This window comes from Halobacterium salinarum DSM 3754, from assembly GCF_008124605.1.
GTDB classification, from domain to species: Archaea; Halobacteriota; Halobacteria; order Halobacteriales; family Halobacteriaceae; genus Halobacterium; species Halobacterium salinarum.
Window position 1 is genome coordinate 69422 of the sequence record NZ_VRYN01000002.1, and the last position, 15758, is coordinate 85179.

At 69.3% G+C, this 15758-nt stretch carries 19 protein-coding genes; 8 read left to right on the top strand and 11 right to left on the bottom strand.

The window, feature by feature from the left end; genetic code table 11:
- On the bottom strand, positions 1–447 hold the full coding sequence (locus APQ99_RS05390) for a universal stress protein (RefSeq protein ID WP_012289215.1): 447 nt from the start codon (positions 445–447) through the stop codon (positions 1–3).
- A gap of 90 nt (positions 448–537) precedes the next feature.
- Here APQ99_RS05390 and APQ99_RS05395 point away from each other — a divergent pair, with 90 nt between their 5' ends.
- Positions 538–1242, top strand: coding sequence for a DICT sensory domain-containing protein (locus tag APQ99_RS05395; protein ID WP_136361120.1), 705 nt, complete (start codon positions 538–540; stop codon positions 1240–1242).
- Positions 1243–1255: 13 nt separating this feature from the next.
- Here the strand turns inward: APQ99_RS05395 and APQ99_RS05400 are convergent, their stop codons facing one another.
- Positions 1256–1558 carry a hypothetical protein gene (locus APQ99_RS05400; protein ID WP_136361119.1) on the bottom strand — a complete coding sequence of 101 codons (303 nt, stop codon included), beginning with the start codon at positions 1556–1558 and terminating at the stop codon, positions 1256–1258.
- Between the two features lie 86 nt (positions 1559–1644).
- Between APQ99_RS05400 and APQ99_RS05405 the strand changes: the two genes are divergently transcribed.
- Complete coding sequence (locus APQ99_RS05405) at positions 1645–2277, top strand: cyclase family protein (RefSeq protein ID WP_136361118.1); 633 nt, start codon at positions 1645–1647, stop codon at positions 2275–2277.
- An 11-nt stretch (positions 2278–2288) separates the two neighbouring features.
- On the opposite strand, the gene APQ99_RS05410 is transcribed toward APQ99_RS05405, so the two are convergent.
- Positions 2289–2513: a hypothetical protein gene (locus APQ99_RS05410; RefSeq protein ID WP_010902512.1), complete on the bottom strand. Its 225-nt coding sequence runs from the start codon at positions 2511–2513 to the stop codon at positions 2289–2291.
- Positions 2514–2604: 91 nt separating this feature from the next.
- On the opposite strand from APQ99_RS05410, the gene APQ99_RS05415 reads away from it, so the two are divergent.
- Entirely contained in the window at positions 2605–3048 is a 444-nt protein-coding gene (locus APQ99_RS05415) for a DUF7112 family protein (RefSeq protein WP_010902511.1), read from the top strand.
- A gap of 5 nt (positions 3049–3053) precedes the next feature.
- Here the strand turns inward: APQ99_RS05415 and APQ99_RS05420 are convergent, their stop codons facing one another.
- Positions 3054–4967 (bottom strand): PAS domain S-box protein, encoded by a 1914-nt coding sequence (locus APQ99_RS05420; protein WP_010902510.1) that lies wholly within the window; start codon positions 4965–4967, stop codon positions 3054–3056.
- 3 nt (positions 4968–4970) lie between these two features.
- Entirely contained in the window at positions 4971–5558 is a 588-nt protein-coding gene (locus APQ99_RS05425) for a response regulator (RefSeq protein ID WP_136361117.1), read from the bottom strand.
- A 317-nt stretch (positions 5559–5875) separates the two neighbouring features.
- On the opposite strand from APQ99_RS05425, the gene APQ99_RS05430 reads away from it, so the two are divergent.
- On the top strand, positions 5876–6853 hold the full coding sequence (locus tag APQ99_RS05430; protein WP_010902508.1) for a transcription initiation factor IIB: 978 nt from the start codon (positions 5876–5878) through the stop codon (positions 6851–6853).
- Between the two features lie 34 nt (positions 6854–6887).
- Here APQ99_RS05430 and APQ99_RS05435 read toward each other — a convergent pair whose 3' ends face one another.
- Positions 6888–7436, bottom strand: coding sequence for a DUF1684 domain-containing protein (locus APQ99_RS05435; RefSeq protein ID WP_244289013.1), 549 nt, complete (start codon positions 7434–7436; stop codon positions 6888–6890).
- Between the two features lie 82 nt (positions 7437–7518).
- On the opposite strand from APQ99_RS05435, the gene rtcA reads away from it, so the two are divergent.
- Entirely contained in the window at positions 7519–8538 is a 1020-nt protein-coding gene (gene rtcA, locus APQ99_RS05440; RefSeq protein WP_012289214.1) for an RNA 3'-terminal phosphate cyclase, read from the top strand.
- On the opposite strand, the gene APQ99_RS05445 is transcribed toward rtcA, so the two are convergent.
- Positions 8539–9009 (bottom strand): carotenoid biosynthesis protein, encoded by a 471-nt coding sequence (locus APQ99_RS05445; protein ID WP_136361115.1) that lies wholly within the window; start codon positions 9007–9009, stop codon positions 8539–8541. It abuts the gene before it with no gap.
- A gap of 85 nt (positions 9010–9094) precedes the next feature.
- Here APQ99_RS05445 and APQ99_RS05450 point away from each other — a divergent pair, with 85 nt between their 5' ends.
- A complete protein-coding gene (locus APQ99_RS05450) occupies positions 9095–10006 on the top strand; it encodes a 2-dehydropantoate 2-reductase (RefSeq protein ID WP_136361114.1) in 912 nt (303 codons plus the stop codon).
- On the opposite strand, the gene APQ99_RS05455 is transcribed toward APQ99_RS05450, so the two are convergent.
- Positions 10003–10620 carry a DUF6663 family protein gene (locus tag APQ99_RS05455; RefSeq protein ID WP_136361113.1) on the bottom strand — a complete coding sequence of 206 codons (618 nt, stop codon included), beginning with the start codon at positions 10618–10620 and terminating at the stop codon, positions 10003–10005. The two genes, APQ99_RS05450 and APQ99_RS05455, sit on opposite strands and share 4 nt — an antisense overlap.
- Positions 10621–10785: 165 nt before the next feature.
- On the bottom strand, positions 10786–12270 hold the full coding sequence (locus APQ99_RS05460; protein WP_010902502.1) for an MATE family efflux transporter: 1485 nt from the start codon (positions 12268–12270) through the stop codon (positions 10786–10788).
- A 413-nt stretch (positions 12271–12683) separates the two neighbouring features.
- Here APQ99_RS05460 and APQ99_RS05465 point away from each other — a divergent pair, with 413 nt between their 5' ends.
- Positions 12684–13274 carry a TetR family transcriptional regulator C-terminal domain-containing protein gene (locus APQ99_RS05465; RefSeq protein ID WP_010902501.1) on the top strand — a complete coding sequence of 197 codons (591 nt, stop codon included), beginning with the start codon at positions 12684–12686 and terminating at the stop codon, positions 13272–13274.
- A 9-nt stretch (positions 13275–13283) separates the two neighbouring features.
- On the opposite strand, the gene APQ99_RS05470 is transcribed toward APQ99_RS05465, so the two are convergent.
- Positions 13284–14192 (bottom strand): winged helix-turn-helix domain-containing protein, encoded by a 909-nt coding sequence (locus APQ99_RS05470; RefSeq protein ID WP_136361112.1) that lies wholly within the window; start codon positions 14190–14192, stop codon positions 13284–13286.
- A 49-nt stretch (positions 14193–14241) separates the two neighbouring features.
- Positions 14242–14502, bottom strand: a complete 261-nt coding sequence (locus APQ99_RS05475; RefSeq protein WP_136361111.1) for a hypothetical protein — start codon at positions 14500–14502, stop codon at positions 14242–14244.
- A gap of 86 nt (positions 14503–14588) precedes the next feature.
- Between APQ99_RS05475 and APQ99_RS05480 the strand changes: the two genes are divergently transcribed.
- Positions 14589–15698 (top strand): M24 family metallopeptidase, encoded by a 1110-nt coding sequence (locus APQ99_RS05480; RefSeq protein WP_136361110.1) that lies wholly within the window; start codon positions 14589–14591, stop codon positions 15696–15698.
- Positions 15699–15758 lie beyond the last annotated feature (60 nt).

Below are 15758 nucleotides of genomic sequence, written 5' to 3' on the forward strand. Positions count from 1 at the left end.
TCAGGTCGTGATGACGGTGACCGCGCCGTCGAATTCGAGGATGATGCGCTGGGTGACGTCGCCGAAGATGGCTTTCCCGGTCGGGGAGCGCTTCCGGCCGGCGATGAAGATGTGGTCGGCGTCGCGGTCGTCGGCCAGCGCCAGGATCTCGTCGCCCTTGTCGCCGACGCGGCCGACGGATGTCGGCTCGATGTCGACATCGGAGAGCACGTCACGGCCGATGTCGGAGGCGAACTTGCGCGCGCCGTCGGTGGCTTCGTCGATGGTGTACGTGACGTCGAAATCCGGGATGTTGGCCATCGACTCGCGGCGCTCGCCGTACTCGGTTTCGGTGGTGACGTGTAACAACAGGAGGTCAGCGCCAACGCCCGCGGCCAGTTCGCCGGCTTCTTCGACGAGTTGCTTGGCGGAGTCGCTGGCTTCGACGACTGCGATCGCTCGATCCATACCTGAGACCGCTTGTGCGGCAACCATAAAACATGGGGCGGTCGCTGGGTATGAACAACGCATTTGTACGCGAGGGGAGAACGATCAGTGATGAGTCTCCGGCACCTAATGGCGGAGGTACGGGGCCGCGAGAAGGCACTGACGGTCTACGCACCGGCGGGTGACGGCGTCGTCACTGCCGTGCGCGAGTACTTTTCGTCCCAGCACGTTGCCATCGAGCACGAGCCGACCGAGGACGCGCTGCGGGCGGTCCTCGCGGACGCCGACGGGACGCAGCTGGCGTCGGTTGACGCGCCGGCGCTGCGCGAGTTGGCGTCCCGGGACCTCCACAAGGTGGGCGACGAAGCACCGTACAGCCCGCTGTTGGAGCACCTCGATCACACCACGTTCACCTCCTACGACCGGCGCCAGATGACGATGGCGTCCCGGGAGATCGAGGACCGGGCGTGGCGCGCCAACGGCGGCCAGCTTCACACGGGGTTCCAGCGGCTGTCGAACGTGCGAAAGGAGCGTGACACCTACGAGCAGCTCGCGGCGTGTGATCTCTCCGTGCACGTCTACGGCGTGCCGGACGCGGAGCTCGGTGACACGTCGTTTGCGGTGCACGCCCCGGAGAGCGACGAGCTTGCGGTGTCGTGGTTCGTGCTCTACGACGGGGGCACCGACCGCGCGCAGTCCTCGGCGTTGCTGGCCGAGGAGCGCGCCGACGGCGGGTTCTATGGGTTTTGGACGTACGACCCGGCGCTCGTACAGCGCGCGCTTGAGGCGGTGACGGGCTACCAGCAGCCGGCGTGAGTACCCGCCGGTGTCACTCGTAGGCGCGGGCGCGCCACGCCGTGGTGAGTGCGACCGACAGCACGGCCACGCCGTAGCCGGCGACCACCACGACGGAGTCCCGGCCCACTGCCCGGAGCACGGTGAACGCGAGCGTCGCGACTGCGAACGCGGCGAGCGACACCGCGACCACGGTGGACAGGGCCGCGGGATCGCTGGCGGCGTCCGCGTCGTACAGCGGCACCACAGTCATTGAGCCGGCGCGGAGCAGCCCCCAGCTGGCGGCGAGCAGTCCTCCCGTGAGCAGTCCGTACGGTAACGCGGCCACCACCCCCATACGAATCCCTGTGGGAGGCCCGCTTTAACGCTTACCGGTATTTGTGGATCGCGGGGTTCAACGGCGGGCGGGGTGTAGGCGGCGGCATGCGCGATCTGTCACACGCACTGGGGTCGGGCGAGCCGTATCCCGGTGATCCGCCGGCAGCGGTGACGCCACACGCCACGATGGCGGCCGACGGCTACCGGGTGTCGGCGGTGGCGTGTAGCACGCATTCGGGCACGCACATCGACGCCCCGAGTCACCTCCTCGCTGACGGGCGGTCCCTGGACGCCTTCGACGTGTCGGCGTTCCGGTTCGACGCGCACGTCGTCGACTGCACCGGTTACGGCCCCGGGGACGCCATCCCCGTGGATCGCGTGCCAGCACTGGACGACCACGATATGGTGGTGTTCAACACCGGGACGGCCGCGGACTGGGGCCGCCCTGAGTACTACGAGCACCCGCACCTGAGCGTGGCCGCCGCCGAGCGCTGCGCCGACGCCGGGTGCGCCGTCGCGGTGGACGCGCCCAGCGTGGACCCGACCCGAACAGCGCCCGCGGGGGAGTCATCCGACGCCGCGGCGTATCCGGCCCACCGCGCGCTCCTCGGTGCGGGAGCGCTGATCGTTGAGAACGTGACGAACCTCGACGGGCTCCCCGAGCGCGTCCCGGTCCAGGCGTATCCGCTGCCGGTTGCGGCCGACGGCGCGCCCGCTCGCGTGATCGCAGCGCCGTAGCCGGCTGCGGGTCAGGCCGTGCCGCGATCGTCCACGAACCCGGATTTGAACGCGATCCAGCCGAGCACGCTGATGAACAGGATCGGCGGCAGGATGACGAACCCCCAAAGCGGATCCAGCCCCCAGCCGAGCAGCAGGACAACGTCGAGCAGGCCCAACAGCAGGAACGGGAGGATGGCAACCGCCGCCTGTTTGCGGCTCCCGATGCGGTTGTCGGTCGGCGTGGGTACGTCCATACGCTGTGTTCGTCGGCGACGCGCAAAAACGATCCGGCTCACTGTGGATGGGACCGCGAGCGTTTTGCTTGTCGGGCCCCCACGCGGTCGTATGACCGAACGCGTGACGCATGAGACAGTCCAGTCGGGGCGTGGCTCCGTCGTGCGGGCTGGCGGTACGCGGCGGCTGGCGGTCCAGGTGCCGGCTGACAGCGCCGCGTCGCTGCCGGTCGGCGACGTGGTGCGGGTCGTGTTGGATGGCTCCGAACACCACGCCAGCGTGGCCGCAACGGCCGACGACACGCCTGTCGTCCGGGGCGCGTACGCGACCCCGCGGCTCGCGCGCCAGCCCAACGGCGCGGACAACGAACTCGCCGCGTGGCTCGCCGACGCCGGCCTGGAGGCTGGGCGGTCGGTACACGTCGACGTCGTGGCCGCCGGGTTCAAATACGGCCTGCGTGCACCCGGGGAGACGGCGACCTACGAGTCGACCGGCACGCCGGACGAAGGCCTGGCTGACATCGCCGCGTCACTCGGGGACGGCGACGGCGCGTGAACCGCCTAAGCTAGCACCGGGACGCCGGTGATTTCGAAGCGCGCGCCGCGGTCGGCGGGCGCGTCATCGCCTGCCGGCACCGCGGTGATCGACCAGCCGTGCGCGTCGGCGATCTCGCGCACGATCGCGAGCCCGAACCCGGTGCCGGTGTCGGTGCCGGAGACGCCGCGTTCGAAGACGGTGTCCGCGGCGTCGCGTTCGATGCCGGGGCCGTCGTCCTCGACGTAGAACCCCTCCGGGGTGGACCCCACCCGGATGGTGACGTCGTCGCCGGCGTGCTCGACGGCGTTCCGGAACAGGTTCTCGAAGAGCTGCTGGAGGCGTCCGGGGTCGGCGTCGACGTCGATAGCTGCGGCGTCGTATTCGACGCTGGCGTCGGGGGCGTTGATCGACGCCCAGGCGTCGGCGGCGATCTCCGCGAGCGTGGTGCGCTCGGTTTCGGCGACGAGCTCGCCCTGCCGCGACAGTGCGAGCACGTCCTCGACGAGGCTGTCCATGCGGTCGAGGGCGTCGGCGGCGCGGTCGAAGTGCTGGTGCTCGCCGGTGTTCCTGGCGAGTTCGAGGCTGCCTTTCGCGACGTTCAGCGGGCTGCGGAGGTCGTGGCTGACGATGCTGGCGAACTGTTCGAGGCGGTCGTTTTTGCGTTCGAGGGCTTGTTCGTGGCGCTTGCGCTCGGTGATGTCACGGATCGACGCCAGCACCGCGGGGTCACCCTCGTAGGTGATGGTGGTCGTCGACACTTCGCACTGCCTGATGGTGCCGTCGGGGCGCTGGACGCGCGCGTCGAAGGTGTCGTGGTCGTCGCCGGGCACGGCGTCGTCGGTGATGGGGGTGAGTGCGTCGTGGTCGTCGGGGTGAACGAGATCGCTGGCCGCCAGGTCGAGGAGCGTCGACTCGTCGCGGCCGAACAGCTCGGTGGCGGGCTCGTTCACGAACGCGAAGCCGTCGCGGGTGTGGATGGTGACGGCGTCGTGGCTCTGTTCGATGAGGGTGCGGTATTTGCGCTCGCTCTCGCGCAGCGCGTGCGCCGACCAGAGGCCGCTGAGGGTTTCGCCGACGTGGGCCATCAGGAGCTCGACGACTTCGGCGTCGCGGTCGTCGAACGCGTTCTCGCGCTCCGCGGCGGCCTGGAACACGCCGAGGTCCTTGATGGGGACGCTGAGCAGCGACCGGTAGGCGTCCTTTGCCGGGGCGGCGTCGGGCCTGGCGTGGAGGTCGTCGACGATGATCGTGGTGGTGTCCTGGTAGGTTTGGCCGGCGATGCCTTCGTCGTCGGGGAGGCGCTGGGAGTCGGCGGCGTTGAGGCTCGTGGAGAGCGCGACCGGTTCGAGGACGCCGTCGCGGGCGATGTCGATGCCGCAGATGTCGAACTCGAGGATGTTCTCGGCGGCGTCGATGGCGAGCTGGTAGATGGCGCGCTCGTTTTCGCAGCCGATCATCTGTGCGGCGATGCTGTGGAGTTTCCGGAACTGGCGCTGTTCGACGTCGAGGTCGTCCGCGAGGCTGTCGCGGGCCGCTTCGGCGGTGAGTTTCGCCGCGGCGAGGCCGATCGTCTGTCCGACGGCGCGGAGGTCGTCCGTGGGGGCTGGCGTGCCGTCGGCGATGTGGACCGAGAGTGTGGCGTAGCGGTCGTCGCCGTCCAGGATGGGGACGTGGCATTCACGTCCCCCAGCGGTGTCGACGGTGGTGACGCCGGCCGACGGCGCAGTGGGTACCGTCGGGATGGCCGCGGAGTCGGTGTCCCCGGCGGTGGCGTGGACGGTGGGCGCAGTGGGGTCGTCGGACTGGGTGTAGACGTAGGCGTACGTGGTGCCGGTGTTGGCAGCGGCGTCACAGACGCCGTCGTAGAGCGCCGTGGTCGAGTCAGCGGTGTGTGCTGCTGCGCGGATGGCCGACCGCAGGTTCCGGTGAACGTGCATTCGTCAGTTTGCGTTGGCGCCGCCTTCGGGGTCCTGGGGTGTAAGGTCGTGGAATGCGGCACGGAAGTCGTCGTGGCTGAACTCGGACACCGTGTCGGTGAGATCGGCCCGAAGGGCGTCGATGCGGTCGTCGAGGTCGTCGTAGGCGTCGGTGTCGGCGGCGTCCGGGTCGGTTTCGAGGAGGGCGCGCTTGGACAGCAACGCGTACAGCTCCTGGAGGTCGTCGCTGTACGCCAGCCGATCCCGCAGCGTCTCGACGGTGCGGTGGAGGTCGTCGCTGTCGACCGGCTTGACGAGGTATTCGTCGAACCCCATGGCGATCACGTCCGTGGTGGGTTCGACGCCGGTGACCATGGCGACGCGGCAGTCGTGGCCGTCGGCACGGATCTCCGCGAGCACGTCGTCGCCGGAGAGCCCCGGCATGCGGCGGTCGAGGAGTACGATATCGACGTGGTCGTCGATTACGTCGAGGGCAGCAGCCCCTGACGTGGCTGTCTCGACGGGGTAGTCGTCGGCGAGCCAGGCGGCGTAGACGTCTGTGAGGGCTGCATCGTCGTCGACGATGAGCACGGTGCCCGCTTGTGAACTCATAGAACTGGCCGTTCGTGCTACGTTGGGTGGACTGGCGTTATATGTCTTTCACTGGTGGGGAGTCGGCAACGGGGGTCGATTACTGGATGCTACCACCGTAATATACAGTGATAAGCCTTTCGCTAAGTGGAGACACACCGACGGTAACGTTTTGGTTACCCCAAAGCACCAGTCAGTGGCCGTGATAACCGTTGCCTACGCCGATACGGTTTCCCAAGAAACGCACAGTTCTGGGAAACATTTAAGTACTTGTCGCTCTTACTTTGATTCACGACAAGCCGGGCGCACCAGCGCCATCTCCCGGCACTTCCAACATAATGAGTGACAGTACAATCAGAACATACAGCAGCGACCAGCGCCAGACAGACAACGACGAGACAGTATCGACCCCCGACGAAGACGTCCTGACCTGCCCGGAGTGTGGCGGGCAGGTCATCGACGACGAGGAGCACGGCGAGTCGGTCTGTGTCGACTGCGGGCTCGTCGTCGAGGAGAACGGCATCGACCGCGGCCCCGAGTGGCGGGCGTTCAACTCCACGGAGAAAGACGAGAAATCCCGCGTGGGCGCCCCGACCACGAACATGATGCACGACAAGGGGTTGTCCACGAACATCGGCTGGCAGGACAAGGACGCCTACGGGAACAGTCTCTCCAGCAACCAGCGCCAGAAGATGCAGCGCCTGCGCAAGTGGAACGAGCGCTTCCGCACCCGCAACAGCAAGGAACGCAACCTCAAGCAGGCGCTCGGCGAGATCGAGCGCATGGCCTCCGCACTCGGGCTGCCCAAGGAGGTCCGGGAGACCGCCTCGGTGATCTACCGCCGCGCGCTCAGCGAGGACCTGCTGCCCGGGCGCTCCATCGAGGGCGTCGCCACCGCCGCCCTGTACGCGTCCGCGCGCCAGCTCAGCACGCCACGCTCCATCGACGAGGTGGCGAACGTCAGCCGCATCGACGAGATGGAGTTCAAGCGCACGTACCGCTACATCGTCCGGGAGCTCAGCCTCGAAGTCGCGCCCGCCGACCCCGCGCAGTACGTGCCGCGGTTCGCAAGCGACCTCGACCTCCCCGACGAGGTCGAGCGGCGGTCCCGAGAACTCATCTCCAACGCCCAGGCCGACGGCGTCACCAGCGGCAAGTCGCCGGTCGGACTGGCCGCCGCGGCGATCTACGCGTCCAGCCTCCTCACCAACCACAAGGTCACCCAAAGCGAGGTCAGCGAGGTGACCGACGTCAGCGAGGTCACCATCCGCAACCGCTACCAGGAGCTGCTGGAAGCCACCGAAGCAGCCGCCTGACGCCGCCTGTTTTCCGCGTCCCGTGGACCGCCGATCAGTCGGCGTCGACGCGCTCCCCGGCCGTGATCGCCGCCGGAACGTGATTGTCCGCGGGCGGCAGCGCACACGAGAACGACCCCCCGTACGCGCAAAACGGGTTGTACGCCAGGTTGAAATCCAGGGCGACCTCGTCGCCACCATCGGCCCCGGCGGGGTCGACGTCCAGGTAGCGGCCGTGCTCGTAGGTGCGTCCGTCGTCGGTGGTCTCGTCGGTGAACGGGACGAACAGCGACGACTCACCCTCGACACGGAACGCGGTGAGCGTGTGGTGGCTGTCCCCGAGGTCGAAGCCGAGGACGGCGGCACGCGTGTACTCCGCGGGCGGGCCACGCGTTGTCTCCAGTTCGACCGCCTCGGGGTCGCGGGCGGGTTGGTATCGCGCGGCCACCCGGAACGACGCGTCGATGTCGAAGTATCGGAGGCCGTCGAAGGCCCCGCGGTCGGCCGGCGGGATCGGTGACTGGTCGTGCGTGGCCAGGAACTCGTCTTTGTCCGCGCGGTGGGCCGCGATGCGAGCCTGCCATGCGTCGTCAGTGTCGGTCACAGGCAGTGGTATCGGCGACATCACCCTAACGGTGGCGGGACGGACGGACACCCTTTTGACTGATCCAGTTCGTGGTGTACGTATGCACGTTCTCGACGGGAGTTCCGGTGGCGGTCAGCTCGTCCGCACAGCATTAACGTGTGCGGCGGTCTCCGGAGAGTCCTTCCGGATGCGGTACGTGCGGCGCGCACGATCGAACCCTGGCCTGCAGGCCCAGCATTGTGCCGCCGTGAACGCTGTCGCCGACATCTGTGATGCGGCAACGGACGGCGTCGAAGTGGGATCGGAAGCGTTCAGCTTCGAGCCGGAGGTCGCTGCCGAGGAGGCCGACGACGACGAGGAGCCGACGCTCGGCGGGACAACGAGCGTGGAGGTCGGCACCGCAGGCAGCATCCCGCTGGTGTTCGACTCGTTGCTGCCGCTTGCGGGCGCGCTCGACGAGCCCATAACTGCGACCCTGACCGGTGGGACGGACGCGAAGTGGGCGCCGCCGATGGACTACTTCCAGCACGTCAAACTGCCGCTGCTGCGCGAGCACGGGATCGACGCCACCGTGTCGGTCGACCGCCGCGGGTTCTATCCGCGCGGCGGCGGCGAGGCGACGCTCACGGTCGAGCCGTCCACGCCGACGCCGATCACCCTCACCGAGCGCGGCGACCGCGAGGCGCTGACGGCGTACTCGGTTGCGGAGTCGTCGCTGGCCGACGACGAGGTGGCCGAGCAGCAGGCCACGGCAGCCGCCCCGGACGCCGCCCACGAGATCGCCTACACCGACGCCGACTCGGCGGGATCGGCGGTCGTGCTGGCCGCCGAGTACGAACACTCGCGGGCCGGCTTCGCGGCGCTCGGCGAGCGTGGCGTGAGCGCCGACGCCGTCGGCGAGAACGCCGCCGACGCGCTCGCGGCGTTCGAGTCGGGGCCCGGCGCGGTCGACAGCCACCTCGCCGACCAGCTCGTGCCGGTGGTGGCCGTGGCTGGCGGCGAAGTGCGAGCGCCCGAGGTGACCACGCACATCGAAACGTGTGTCGACCTGCTGGCGGAGTTCGACTACGACATCGACATCGAGCACACCGACGACGGCGCGGTCGTGTTGTCGGCGTGATCACTGGAGCATAACCGCGGGTGCCGCGGTGGCGGCGGCGACCACCAGCCAGCCGGCGGTGTTCCACCACGGCACGCCACAGTACTGCGGGCCGCCGAGTGCGGTACGGTACGTCCAGTAGTCGCTGGCAACCCCGACCGGGTCGGTGACGGCGTCGAACGCGGCCGCCAAGACGGCTGCGGTCGCGACGGCCGTCCACCCGGCAGTCACGAGCAGCGCGACACGGGCTGCGGCGTACACGACGGCGGTCCAGCCGGCCAGAGCGTACAGGGGGACGCCGCGGATCGCGGGGTCGATGTGGTGGGTCAGCCAGCCGGCCCGGATGACGACGCGTTCGGCGAGGAACGCGATCGCCGCGCCGCCACCGAACAGCGCGGCGGTCGCTGCGGGCGGCCACGTGAGACCCGCGGAGGCGAGTGCAGCCAGCCACACCACGGCGACGACGCGGACGAAGCGGCGCGCGGTCAGCATACCGGGACCGGGGTGGCCAGCGGTAAAAACCGGTCGGTGGCGGCGACCGGACAGCTATTTGTGCCCGCGTGGGAAGCGTTGTGACATGCGCGTTGTTGTGCAAGGACCCGGCTCTCTGGGGTCGCTGGTTGGTGGCGTGTTGGCTGGCGGCGAGACCGCGGTGACGCTGCTCGGACACCAAAGCGAACACCTCACTCGGGTCCGGGAGGACGGGCTGCGGGTCGTGCAGCCGGACGGCACCACGAGGGTGACACGGCCCAGTGTGGCGACCGATCCGTCGGTGGTTGCGGACGCGGATCTCGTTGTGGTGTGCGTGAAGAGTTACGACACCGCGTCGGCGGCGCGGGCGCTCGGCCGGCAGTGCGACGGCGCGATGGTGTTGACACTCCAGAACGGGCTGGGGAACGCCGCCGTGCTCGCCGAGCACGTGCCGGCGGACACGGTGCTGGTGGGGACGACCACCCACGGTGCGGCGCGCACGGAGCCGGGGGTGGTCCGTCACGCCGGCGGCGGTGAGACCACCATCGGGCGGTATCGCGGCGCGAACGACGCCCGCGTCGCGTCGGTTGCGGCGGCGTTCTCGACGGGCGGCATGGAGACGACGGTGACTGCGTCCCCCCAGCGTGCGGTCTGGGAGAAGGTGCTCGTGAACGTCGGGATCAACGCGGCGACGGCGCTCGCCGACGTGGACAACGGCGCGCTCGTGGAGTTCCCGCCGGGCGAGCGGGTGCTTGAGCGCGCGGTCACGGAGGGGGTGCGGGTGGCGGAGGCCGAAGGGGTGTCGGTGTCGGAGTCCGTCGTCGAGCGGGCGCGGCAGGTCGCGGCGCGCACCGCGTCCAACGAGTCCTCGATGCGCCAGGACCTCGCGGGGGGCGCGCGAACGGAGGTCGAGTCACTCCACGGGGCGGTCGTCGAGCGCGCTCGCGACCACGACATCGCGGTGCCAGTGATTCGGACGCTGGCTGATCTCGTGCGGCTCGCCCAACGGGACGGTTAGTCGCGGTCCGTCTCCGGCGGGCGCGGGCAGTCGTAGGTGTCCCTGACGGTGTCCGCGAGCACGGAGTCGCGGTGCGCCACCAGGTAGACGATGGTGAACTCGTGGTCCAGTGGGTCGAACACGAACACCTCGTGGGCGTCGGCGGCGTCCTCGTCGAGGCGGTCGACGAGCGGCTCGATGGGGAGCCGGCCGGTTCTGATCTCCGTGAAGATGTCGCGCTCGCCGGGCTGCTGGGCGAACGCGTACACCGCGCCGTTGGGTTCGTTGTCCGTGTTGAACGTCGGCCGCCCGGTCACGCCCACGCCGTTCTCGTGGGCGTCGGCCATCGTGTCGAGTGCGGCCTCGAACAGCCCGGAGACGCCGCGGGCGAACGTCAGTAGGGTGCGCCGTTGGATGTCGACGTCGGTGAAGCGGGCGTCGCCGTCGTTCCAGGCCAGCGTGGCGTCCACGAGGTATCCGGGACGGAGCGCCGCCACCGTGTCGTCGAGCGCGCCCTCGGCGTCGTCGGTGGTGACGCGGAGGGGTTCGTAGTCGGCGCGATCCAGCACGAGCAGGCCGTCGCGGTCGGGGGCGTCGCCGAGCACGCGGTACTGGCTGGCCGTCGTGGTCTGCATGCGCGGTGATAGCGCGGGCGGCGGGAAAAGGGCGTTCGTCCGCACGCGCCGGCGTGCCTCTGACGGCCGCGCTGATTGATTCGGGTGTGAAACATAAACTGGGCGTGCTCTCGGCAGATGTCGCCGCGTTTACAACTGGCGGCGAGGCCGGGTCGAGCGGCGCTGTCAGTCGGTTTGTGCGGACTGCTCGACGCCCGTGTCCTCCTGGGCTGTCGTCGCGTCCACGACGCCGGTGTCGCGCCACGTGCCCCGGCGATACCACGCGTACGCGATGATCGCCCCGATGACGTTCGAGACGGCGAACGACAGCCAGATGCCGGCCGATCCCAGGCTGCCGATGGTGGCCCACGCCAGCGGGAACCGGATGACGCCCAGGGTGATCACGGAGATCGCGGCCGCGACCATGGTTTTGCCGGCGCCACGGAAGCTCCCCGTGTAGGCGCGCGCGATCCCGATGAAACCGAACGTGAGCGCGACGTACCGGAGGAACTGGCTGCCGGCCTCGATGACCTGCGCGCTGTTCTCCTGGCCGGCACCGACGAACACGGAGACGATGGGCTCCGGGTACCAGTACACGATCAGCCCGAGCACCGACAGCACGCCGAACAGCATGGTGGCTGCGAGCCGCGCGGCGCGGGCGGCGCGGTCCGGCTTGCCGGCGCCGACGTTCTGCCCGGTCATGGTTTCGACGCCCCGGGCGATGGCGATCGCCGGCAGGAACACCACGGAGAACACGCGGGTGCCGATCCCGTAGGCGGCGACGATGTGATCGGGGAACGTCGCGACGATGAACAACAGCAGGTTCATCGAGAGCGCGCGCCCCGTGCCTTCGATGGAGGCCGGCAGGCCGATGCGGACGAGCCGCCGGAGATACGAGAGATCCGGGAGCATGTCGGCGGCGTTGATCTCGACGCCCCGGGTCCCCCGGAACATGATCGCGAGGCCGACGGCGAACGCGAGCGCCCGCGAGAACACGGTCGCGATGGCTGCGCCCTGGATGCCGAGCCTGGGGAACGAGACCGTGCCGACGAGGGGCGCGTTCTCGACGACGGTCCACCCGAAGATGAGGAACGGGTCGAGGACGATGTTCAACACGACGGAGCCGAACATCACCAGCATGGGTGTGATGGTGTCGCCGTACCCCCGCATGAGCGCGATGAACACCGCGAACCCGAACATGGCTGCGAGGCCGAGCGCGACCACCTGCATGTAGCTGGTGGCGGGCCGCAGCACCGCGTCGGACGCGCCAACCACCGAGAGGAAGTCCTCGACGAAGAAGTAGCCGATGCCGCCCAACAGCAGCGACGCCAGCACCGAGAAGGTGACCGTCTGGGAGGCGGCGTACTCGGCTTGCTCGTCCTTGCCGGCACCCGTGTACTGGGCGACCAGGACGCTGCCGGCGACGGAGATCCCCATCCCCAGCGAGATGAGCAGGAACACCATCGGGAACGCGAAGCTGATGGCGGCCAGCGCGTCGGTGTTGTACTGGCCCAGCCAGAAGGTGTCCGCCAGGTTGTACGCAGTCTGGAAGAGGTTCGTGATGACGATCGGCATCGCCAGGAAGAACAGCGGCTTGCCGATGCGGCCGGACGTGAGATCGAAGGACTCCGGCCCTCTGAACAGCTTCGAGAGCTGGCTGCGCAGTCCCATCAGCGGACCGCCTCTGTTCGGGGTACAGGACGTGACGCGGCGGGGCTGTGCGTGTGGCACAGTCGCGCTGTCGCGCGCTCGCCTGCCGGCTGGTGCGTGCGCCGTGCCGGCTGGTGGTTCGACGGCGGCCCCGGGACACTGCCCGTCGGGGCGGCGGGTGACCGGACACCACGGGGCCAGGCGGCCGCCAGCGTCCGGGGTCGCGTGAGTGATGCAGGTACAGACAGGAGTACGGAGTCAGTATACATACCGTGGACGAGTGGACGTACTAACCGGTCAGTCAAAAGACTTTGGCTACCCGAATATTCTGAATACGGCCGCCTCACGCCCTGTGAAAGCCATACCATGGGACTCGACTGCATGGGAATCGGCGCGTGAAAACAGTTATCTGACTCTGCGGTAAGTGTTCCGTAATGGCGGCGCCCTCGAACCGGGAGTTCTCGGAAGCCGAAGCGGAGCTCATGCAGGCGACGTACAGCGCGCTCCGCGAGCACGGCTACGTCGACCTGACGATCAAACGGATCGCCGACGAATACGGGAAGTCGACGGCCGCCGTCCACTACTACTACGACACCAAAGAGGAGCTGTTGGCGGCGTTTCTCGACTACCTCCTGGAGGAGTTCGTCGCGTCCATCCGCGCGGTCGAAACGACGGCCCCCGAGACGCGGCTGTCACTGCTGCTCGACGAGCTACTCGTCGACCCCCAGCCCAACCAGGCGCTGTCGGTCGCGCTGCTGGAGATGCGCGCGCAGGCCCCCTACAACGAGCCGTTCCGGGAGCGGTTCCAGCAAAACGACGAGTACACGCGGTTCATGCTCAAGTCGGTCATCAGCCACGGCATCGACGAAGGCGCTTTCGAAGCCGTCGACGCCGACCACGTCGCCCGCTCGCTCATGACCATCGTCGACGGCGCGCGCACCCGGTCGGTCGTGCACGGCGATCCGTCGGCGCTGGCGGCCGGCAGGCGGACCGCCAGCGAGTACGTCGACGCCACCCTGCTGTAGCCCCCGCGATCACGCCCGGGTGGTGTCGACGACCGACAGGCTGCCGTCGAGGGTGACGGTCAGCGATTCGTCGTCGAGGCGGATGGTGACCGTGGCGCGGTCGCGGTCAGGGTCGTACGCGGTGGTGTCGTCGGTCACACACCAGCCAAGCGTCCAGTGTGGCGTGCTCGTCACGTCGATCCCGTGGTCGGCGTGGAACGCGACCACCGTGGCGTCGTCAAGCAGCGACAGCCCGACCGGGGAAGACAGCGTGTGCTGGCACTGCTGGCAGGTGTGGTCGACGCGCACGTCCAGGTCGAGGCGGGAGTCGTCGTCGGGGGTCAGGGTGGTCGTCATGCGGCCCCCGCATTCGGGACAGACGCCGTCGGCGGCCAGGCAGTGGAGGTGGCGGATGCGCTGATCGAAGGCCGCCGCGACCTCGGCGTCCGAGCGGTTGCGGAGGCCCCCCGGCGGGAACGCGTACCGGGCGTACGTGGTGGTGCACGCCGCACACTCGACGCTGAGGCGTTCGTCGGCGTACTGGCCGACGAGTGTCTCCCCGCACGCAAAGCAGGTGCCCGTGATCGGCACCGAAAGGGACACGCGGTCGGTGAACGTGCCCGCGAGGATCGCGCGCACGACCTTCTCGCCGGCGTACTGGAACTCGTAGCCGTCGTCGGTCGACCGCACGAAGTGGTCGGTGAGCTTCGAGAGGTGGTAGTTGAACTGCGCGGAGTCGCGCATCCCGACGCGCTTGCGCAGCGCCGAGAACGACACCGGGCGCTCGGGGGCGCGCCACAGCGCCTGCAGGATGTCGATGCGGGTTTCGTTCCCGAGAAGCGCGAACGCATCAGCGGCGGCCAGTCCGTCGTCGTCTTGGGTCGCCGACGAGGCGGACTGTGGGGTGTCCGGATCGGGCGACTGCTCGGAGCCACTCATGGGCGTGCTTGGGCGACCACGCTCATAACCGTTCCCGGTGGACGGCGTACTAGGTGGCGTCCCGGACGACGAGCGCCACCCCGACGATCGCGGCGGCGACGTACGCCGGGTGCGCCGTCGGATACGTGGCCAGCGCCGACGCCGCGGCGACGTACTGGCCGCCGCCGAGCGCGGTGCTGAACGTCCTCCCGGGACCGGGCGTGACCGTCCACCACCAGACGTGCGCGATCGCCGCCACGACGAACAGCACGCCGACCAGCGACAGCGGTCGTCTGGCGACGACATCCCCTGGGCCTCCCCTGCGTCTCATCGGCCGAACGTTGGCCAACCACCCGGAAAAGTGTAGCCACTCGCCGCCCCACCGGGATTGAAGGGCGGGCGCGACGACTGCCAGCTATGCCCGACTTCGAATCGCGGACGCGGGACTGCCAGCGAACCATCCGGGACGCCGGCGCGGCCGGCGCGGTGTTGTTCCCGAGCCCGAACCTCTACTACCTCAGCGGCTTCGACGAGACGCCCTCCGAGCGCCTGCTGGTGTTGGTCGTTCCGGCCGACGGCGAGCCGGCGTTCGTCGCGCCGGCGCTGTACGAAACGCAACTCGCCGCGGAAACCTGGGTCGATGACATCCGAACGTACACCGACAGCCAAGACCCCAGTGCGGTGGTGCGCGCCGTCGCCGCCGACCGCGGGCTGACCGACGGCCGGCTGCTCGTTGACCCCACGATGTGGGCGCAGTTCACGCAGTTGCTGCGGGACACGCTGCCGGACGCCACCTGGGGGTTGGCTGACGCCGTGCTCGGGTCGCTGCGGGTGCGCAAAGACGACGCCGAGCTGGACGCGCTCCGGCGGGCGGGCGGGGCCGCCGACGCCGCGATGGCAGACGTGCGCGGGCTCGGCGCGGACGCCATCGGGATGACCGAGCACGAGCTCGCCGACTTCATCGCCGACCGGCTGGCCGCCCACGGCGGCACCGGCGTCTCGTTCGATGTGATCGCCGGCAGCGGTCCCAACGGCGCGAAGCCACACCACACCCACGACGCCCGGGAGATCCAGCGGGGCGACCCGGTGGTGTGTGATTTCGGCACGGTCGTCGACCGCTACCCCAGCGACCAGACCCGGACGGTGGTGTTCGCGGGCGATCCACCGGCGGCGTTTCGGACGGTCCACGAGGTCGTGCGGGACGCCCACCGGGCCGCCGTGGACGCGGTCGAACCCGGGGTGTCCGCGGGCGCGGTCGACGCCGCCGCGCGGCGCGTCATCGCGGACGCCGGCTACGGCGACGCGTTCGTGCATCGGACCGGCCACGGGGTCGGCCTCGACGTCCACGAGGCCCCGTTCATCGTCGCTGACAGCGACCGCAAACTCGATGTGGGGATGGTGTTCTCCATCGAACCCGGCGTCTACCGCCCGGGGGAGTTCGGCGTCCGCATCGAGGACCTCGTGGTGGTCACCGCCGACGGCTGCGAGCCGCTCACGGACACCGCGCGCGGCTGGCGGGTCGACTGAGCCACGGGGGCTGGGTGGTCGGTCGCGGCGGCGCGGCGTTCCGGGATGCAGACGTTTTTC

Bases quoted from the DNA above. Each gene is read 5' to 3' on its own strand.
- rtcA (WP_012289214.1), top strand. From the start codon at position 7,519: ATGCACGTTCTCGACGGGAGTTCCGGTGGCGGTCAGCTCGTCCGCACA.
- APQ99_RS05470 (WP_136361112.1), bottom strand. From the start codon at position 14,192: ATGAGTGGCTCCGAGCAGTCGCCCGATCCGGACACCCCACAGTCCGCC.
- APQ99_RS05425 (WP_136361117.1), bottom strand. From the start codon at position 5,558: ATGAGTTCACAAGCGGGCACCGTGCTCATCGTCGACGACGATGCAGCC.
- APQ99_RS05420 (WP_010902510.1), bottom strand. From the start codon at position 4,967: ATGCACGTTCACCGGAACCTGCGGTCGGCCATCCGCGCAGCAGCACAC.
- APQ99_RS05450 (WP_136361114.1), top strand. From the start codon at position 9,095: ATGCGCGTTGTTGTGCAAGGACCCGGCTCTCTGGGGTCGCTGGTTGGT.
- APQ99_RS05465 (WP_010902501.1), top strand. From the start codon at position 12,684: ATGGCGGCGCCCTCGAACCGGGAGTTCTCGGAAGCCGAAGCGGAGCTC.
- APQ99_RS05455 (WP_136361113.1), bottom strand. From the start codon at position 10,620: ATGCAGACCACGACGGCCAGCCAGTACCGCGTGCTCGGCGACGCCCCC.
- APQ99_RS05405 (WP_136361118.1), top strand. From the start codon at position 1,645: ATGCGCGATCTGTCACACGCACTGGGGTCGGGCGAGCCGTATCCCGGT.
- APQ99_RS05445 (WP_136361115.1), bottom strand. From the start codon at position 9,009: ATGCTGACCGCGCGCCGCTTCGTCCGCGTCGTCGCCGTGGTGTGGCTG.
- APQ99_RS05400 (WP_136361119.1), bottom strand. From the start codon at position 1,558: ATGGGGGTGGTGGCCGCGTTACCGTACGGACTGCTCACGGGAGGACTG.
- APQ99_RS05390 (WP_012289215.1), bottom strand. From the start codon at position 447: ATGGATCGAGCGATCGCAGTCGTCGAAGCCAGCGACTCCGCCAAGCAA.
- APQ99_RS05460 (WP_010902502.1), bottom strand. From the start codon at position 12,270: ATGGGACTGCGCAGCCAGCTCTCGAAGCTGTTCAGAGGGCCGGAGTCC.
- APQ99_RS05415 (WP_010902511.1), top strand. From the start codon at position 2,605: ATGACCGAACGCGTGACGCATGAGACAGTCCAGTCGGGGCGTGGCTCC.
- APQ99_RS05395 (WP_136361120.1), top strand. From the start codon at position 538: ATGAGTCTCCGGCACCTAATGGCGGAGGTACGGGGCCGCGAGAAGGCA.
- APQ99_RS05410 (WP_010902512.1), bottom strand. From the start codon at position 2,513: ATGGACGTACCCACGCCGACCGACAACCGCATCGGGAGCCGCAAACAG.
- APQ99_RS05475 (WP_136361111.1), bottom strand. From the start codon at position 14,502: ATGAGACGCAGGGGAGGCCCAGGGGATGTCGTCGCCAGACGACCGCTG.
- APQ99_RS05430 (WP_010902508.1), top strand. From the start codon at position 5,876: ATGAGTGACAGTACAATCAGAACATACAGCAGCGACCAGCGCCAGACA.
- APQ99_RS05480 (WP_136361110.1), top strand. From the start codon at position 14,589: ATGCCCGACTTCGAATCGCGGACGCGGGACTGCCAGCGAACCATCCGG.